The organism is Nocardia sp. NPDC051981 (genome assembly GCF_040680715.1).
Taxonomy (GTDB): Bacteria; Actinomycetota; Actinomycetes; order Mycobacteriales; family Mycobacteriaceae; genus Nocardia.
The window spans coordinates 1-4,934 of the sequence record NZ_JBFAXK010000061.1 but is presented as its reverse complement, the minus strand read 5'-3'; the positions used below and the strand labels follow the sequence as shown (position 1 = coordinate 4,934).

The window sequence follows — 4,934 nt, the reverse complement described above, 5'->3', positions numbered from 1 at the left end:
GCGCCACCGTCCGCTCGTGCGGTCCGGCTCGTCGAAGATCCGAAGCCGTCGTCCGATGCGTCCAGATGATCCGGCCAATGCCCTCGAACTCGGCAATAGCGGATGCTCTGCACCGCACCTGGTTCCTACCACCAGCCGCTCGGCGCTGGCCGGTTCGATCAGCGCGATATGCGGCTTCCAGAAAAGAGTGGGTAGGGCCGGGTCTGAGGTCACGGACGGTTTTCGCTGAGTGGACCTGACGGACCAGCGCGCGAACCGCGCGGTCCTGGTCGACGGGCCGGACATCATGATCCGGGCGGTCGGCACCCGGCCGGGCGAGGCTGGAGGTGTCCGGTGATCGCAACCGCGCCACCTGTCCGGCTGCAACGAATCAACTGCGGATCAATCGGCCGACTCATCAACAACGCGCAGGTTGACGCCCTGTGTAGGTGTCGGCGAGAAGCGCACGATCGGAGCGGCAGAACGCGCACGTCGGTTGCGGCAGAACGCGCACAAACCCGGCAAGCGCTCAGCCGTGCAGGGGACCGATGTAGGTGCCCGGGTGGGTCGCGCCTTGGGGCCATACCGTGATCGAGCCCAGGGCGGTGGGCCAGGCGGCATGCAGTTGGGTGGTGGAATCGGGTGGGGTGACGATGATTTCGGTGGGGGTATCGGTGCCGGTTACGTAGGTCAGGGTGCTCTTGGCCCGACCGCCCGGGGGCAGGTGGACCGGTTGGCCCTGTTCGGTGGTTCGGGGCAGCGAGGCGCGGCCATTGTCGCCCACCGCAGCCAGGTCGACTCCCGGGAAGCCTTGCAGAACACAGGATTCCTGGGACAGGCTCGTCAGCACGATACTTGCGGTGCGCTGACTGCCGGTGGGCTGTCCGAGCTCGGGCTGCACGGTGAGGCCCAGCCGTGAGACCCCGCACCACGGCTCTTCCGCCTGCGCCTGTCCCGCCGCCATGCAGGGGACTACCGCCCCGGCCACCACCAGCACTGCCGAAGCCACTGCCCTGAAACGCATTTGCCGATCCTTCCGCGTCATCGTCATCGACAGTGATCTTGCGGAAGGAACCCTATGGACGACTAATGATCCGCTGAACACTGCCATCCTCGGTGGAGGCGGCGCCCGACTCCGCTCAGATCACCGACCGGATGGCGCCGCCGCTCACGAGCACCTCGTCGGCATCCGCCCGGAAACCTGCGCGGTGTTGGCTGGGATCGGGTTCCGGCAGCTGTATGGATCGGACTTCACCGCATTCCGAAAACGGCAGATCGACAAGGGGGGACAGGCCAGAGCACCTCGAGTTACGAAGCGGTCGCGCTCTATCGTGCGACCGGTTCGAGCGCCGTTACCGCGATCACGACGACGCTCCAGGCGTGCGCGGGAACGAAGATCCCGATCGGCGCTGCGGGCGCGACTGTCCTTATCGACAGTGTTCGTACCCGGCCGAATGCTGCGGAGTGGACATATCATTCGCTGAATCCGCAGGCGGTGGACCGGCAATGGAACTGCGCCGTACTTGTCAAGCCCACCGCCGTGATCGAGATCGAGTTGGCGGACGGCGATGCGGGTGCCGTCGCGGACGCGGTCGTCAAACGGGTCGGCGGGTGAGGCGGGGTATCGCCAAGGCGATCGTTACGATCGGAAAGCCGAGCAGGGCAAGGCGGATCACGTGGTCCATGAATCCTGCCGGGCCGGTGCCGAGGAGGTCCGGTTTGACGACTGCTCCGAAGACGCCCAGCACGATCACCAGGGCACAACCTGCAATCGCCAGGATCTGTCCTGGTCCTCGGCGCACGATCAGCAGGATCGCACCGACGATCAGTAGGAGCGCTGCGCTCGGATCGAAAACGGCTGCCAGCCAGTAGTAGCCGCGCAACCATCCCCGTGGCATGACGGTGTACAGGTCGGCGAAGCCGGCGCTGTAACCGTCACGCAGGGCATGAACTGCAGTGAGGGCCCCCACTGTGGCCGCCAACCCACCCAGAAAAGCCAAACTGGCCACGGCTGCACCACTTTTAACCACGCCCGATAGTACGCATCAGATCAGGACTCCGCACCCGCGGCACCAGCGGTCCACCGCGGGCAGGTTAGGCGAGGGGCGCGATGCTCGCCGAAGAGTCCCGCAGGGCCTCGATCCGGTGGCGTACCTGGGGTCGGCCGTCCCAGTAGACGACAGCGCGACCGATATCGGCGAGCTCCTCTGGCAGCGGCGTCGTGTCCGGCAACACCCGCCAGATCGAGGCGGGCGATGAGGCCGCTGACCGGGCGTGCGCCATGGTGGAGCGGGAGTTGGCCGCCGGCACCGCGTTCATGAACAGCCGTGGGCTGCTGCATCTGGACGTGCACTTCTGGAACATCCTGACGGACGGTCGACGCCTCTACTTCGGCGACTACGGCCTCGCGCTCTCCTCGGCGTTCGACATCTCGCCGGAGGAGGCCGCGTTCTTCGACCAGAACCAGAGCTATGACCGCGGCTTCACTTCCACCTATCTGGTGAACTGGCTGCTCACTGCCCTGTACGGGCTGGAAGGCGGGGAGACACGCGCCGCGATGGTGCGCGCCATCGCCGAGGGCAAGCCGCCGGAGGGCATCCCCGAGGGAGCCGCCGCGGTCCTCACCCGGCACGCGCCGGTCGCCGCGGCGATGTCCGCGTTCATGCGTGCGTTCCAGCAGGCGAGCCGGAGCACCCCGTATCCGGACGGGGAGATCGGCCGCCTGCTGGATGGCCAGGCTTCTGTGTTCATTCAGCCGGTATGACGGGCCAGGTGGGCTCGGCGGGGATCTCGGGTACGACCTGGACGGGCCACCATCCCCTTTGATGGTGCCTCGACCCCCGATAGCCGCTGTACCGCAGTGTCTTTCGTGGCGCAGACCGCCCTCAATTCGGCCGTAGCGGACGTTCCGCCGGCCTCGGATCGGCACGGCCAGTTGATCTTCCGTCGCCCTGCCCTGCCCTGGCCTGTCGGTCAGCGCGGTACGCAGCTGTGCGGACGTTGTGCGTGTTCAGGTAACGCGAGAGATCGGTCGAGGTAGGTGTCGGTGGCGCGGTGTTGGATGGCACTGTGAGCGAACTATTGCGCCGCTTTCCCGACATTCCGATCCTTCGTAACCGCTGTCGGGCGATGGCAATGCTCGATGCTGTGCTCAGCCCGGAGTGGGAGGCCCGCTACTACTCGTTCGACAGCCGCTGGGGCGATGCCGAGGAGATGGCTTCGATGCGTAACGGCTCCGGTGATGACTGGTTCATCGTCTTCTCCGCCGTCGGTGTCTATGGCCGCGGGTTCGACCATGAAACACCCAATGCCCCACAGGTACTCGATGCTGTGCCTGCGGTCTTCGGTCCCTACGTCACCGAGCCTGCGTTCGCCGATCACGACGGTTCGCCCCTTGCCACGGTGTGCTTCTGGCGTGAACCTCGTGACACCGGCTGGGGCGTGTCTGCCGCCGACCGTGGCGGTCGCGGGTTGTTCGAGCTGCTGGTCGACGGTACGCCCGAGGGCTACCGGGAATGGGCCCAGGATTACTACGAGGCCGAGGTGAGCTTGGCGGCCGTCCAGCACGTGTACGCGCTGCTGCCACTGACGCCCACGGTGGTGACGGGGCTCAATCCTGATGCCGACCTCATCGATCTGGAGCCAGACATGATCGAAATCGGCTACCCACGTTGAGCATTCGACGCCCGCTGGCCTTGGCCGTCCGCCCGATACCCTATCCGCTATCGGGCGAATAGTGACGGCAGGCAGGCTGAGGCTCCCGGTCGAGTCAGCGCGGCCAGCGGCATTACGGCGCACTCGAGTCGACTGAAACTAGCCCGGGAGCTCGGCATTGCGGGTCCCGCAGCCCAATGAGCAACGACCCAGAACATATGTCCACAAATAGCGTGGCCAGCTGGGCGAACTCAGTCCCGGCCCTGAGCGTGAGCACGCGGATTCGGCTCTGGTTCATTCGCTACGATCCAGCGACCGGTTGCCGGGACCGCGCACAGGATGAGAATCAGCAGGCTCACGATGATCGGAATGAACAAGAAGCCGAAACCTCTGTTGAAGAGTTGGGCAACGCTCGCGATCAGTGCCAGCCCTGACGCAAGGATCAACAGGAAACGACCTGTTTTCATGTAGGCCAGCAGAAGGGATCCGCCGACCGACCAGGCCAGCCCGATGATGACGGCGATGATCCCCATGACGATCAGGTCTGTGTCCCGGCCGATCTCGGCTGGATATTCGCGGGCGTGATCTTCGATTGCGACGATCATGTAGAGAGCCCACATGATTCCGGCGATTCCGGTGAGTGGACCGAGGATCAGCGCGGTGATGGCTGCGGTGACGGCGGTCGCGCCGTGTGGGGCCGGCGTCGGTAGCTCCGGTTGATCGTGCCGATCTTTCACACCCGTTCCCCTCGTCGTTTCGCGCGAACCTACCTCGCCGTGCAGGGAGTTGGCGATGCAGTGTTTCAGGTGTCTTGACCAGCACCACGACACGGCAGTCGTGTCGGTCGAACCGGCGGCGTTCTCGGGATCGCGAAAGACGCTGCAGCGCGATCGCGCAGTGTCGGCGGCGGCCCACATGGAACCCGTTCATAGGATCGATCTTCTCGACCGCAGCCCGATGGTGGTTTCACCGATCGCCTCGACTTCGTGCCGTCTGATCGTATCGCTAACTGACTCGAGGAAACTCGTTCCTTCTAGCCCGCAACGTGTAATGTCCGAGCTCGGGTCGGCTGAACTTCGAGGGGAGAGCGAATGAGAATGCGTGCCTTCGCTGGCATGGCCGTGGCCGCAGCAGCGATTTCGATGGTCGGTGCGAGTACCGCCAATGCTGATGCGGTGAATCCGAACGACTACATGATCGGTGACACTGGATCGCCCCGGGTTTGAGGGAGACCGTTGGATCTGGAGAGGATCAACGGTATGGCTGGGAATCGGAGATATCCGCAGGAGCTGCGGGAACGC

6 protein-coding genes are annotated in these 4,934 nt (G+C 65.0%); 3 read left to right on the top strand and 3 right to left on the bottom strand.

Annotation, left to right across the window (positions count from 1 at the left end; all coding sequences use genetic code 11):
• A partial coding sequence (locus tag AB0L60_RS42265; RefSeq protein WP_364626556.1) for a hypothetical protein occupies positions 1-229 on the top strand: 229 nt, incomplete at its 5' end.
• A 279-nt stretch (positions 230-508) separates the two neighbouring features.
• Here AB0L60_RS42265 and AB0L60_RS42260 read toward each other — a convergent pair.
• Positions 509-1,003: a DUF4232 domain-containing protein gene (locus AB0L60_RS42260; protein WP_364626553.1), complete on the bottom strand. Its 495-nt coding sequence runs from the start codon at positions 1,001-1,003 to the stop codon at positions 509-511.
• 571 nt (positions 1,004-1,574) lie between these two features.
• Positions 1,575-1,988, bottom strand: coding sequence for a hypothetical protein (locus AB0L60_RS42255; RefSeq protein WP_364626550.1), 414 nt, complete (start codon positions 1,986-1,988; stop codon positions 1,575-1,577).
• A 212-nt stretch (positions 1,989-2,200) separates the two neighbouring features.
• On the opposite strand from AB0L60_RS42255, the gene AB0L60_RS42250 reads away from it, so the two are divergent.
• Positions 2,201-2,743, top strand: a complete 543-nt coding sequence (locus AB0L60_RS42250) for a hypothetical protein (protein WP_364626548.1) — start codon at positions 2,201-2,203, stop codon at positions 2,741-2,743.
• A gap of 305 nt (positions 2,744-3,048) precedes the next feature.
• The gene (locus tag AB0L60_RS42245) at positions 3,049-3,654 is read left to right on the top strand and encodes a hypothetical protein (protein ID WP_364626545.1); all 606 of its coding nucleotides are present in this window, start codon (positions 3,049-3,051) and stop codon (positions 3,652-3,654) included.
• A gap of 230 nt (positions 3,655-3,884) precedes the next feature.
• Here the strand turns inward: AB0L60_RS42245 and AB0L60_RS42240 are convergent, their stop codons facing one another.
• Positions 3,885-4,550: a hypothetical protein gene (locus AB0L60_RS42240; RefSeq protein WP_364626542.1), complete on the bottom strand. Its 666-nt coding sequence runs from the start codon at positions 4,548-4,550 to the stop codon at positions 3,885-3,887.
• Between the last annotated feature and the right edge of the window lie 384 nt (positions 4,551-4,934).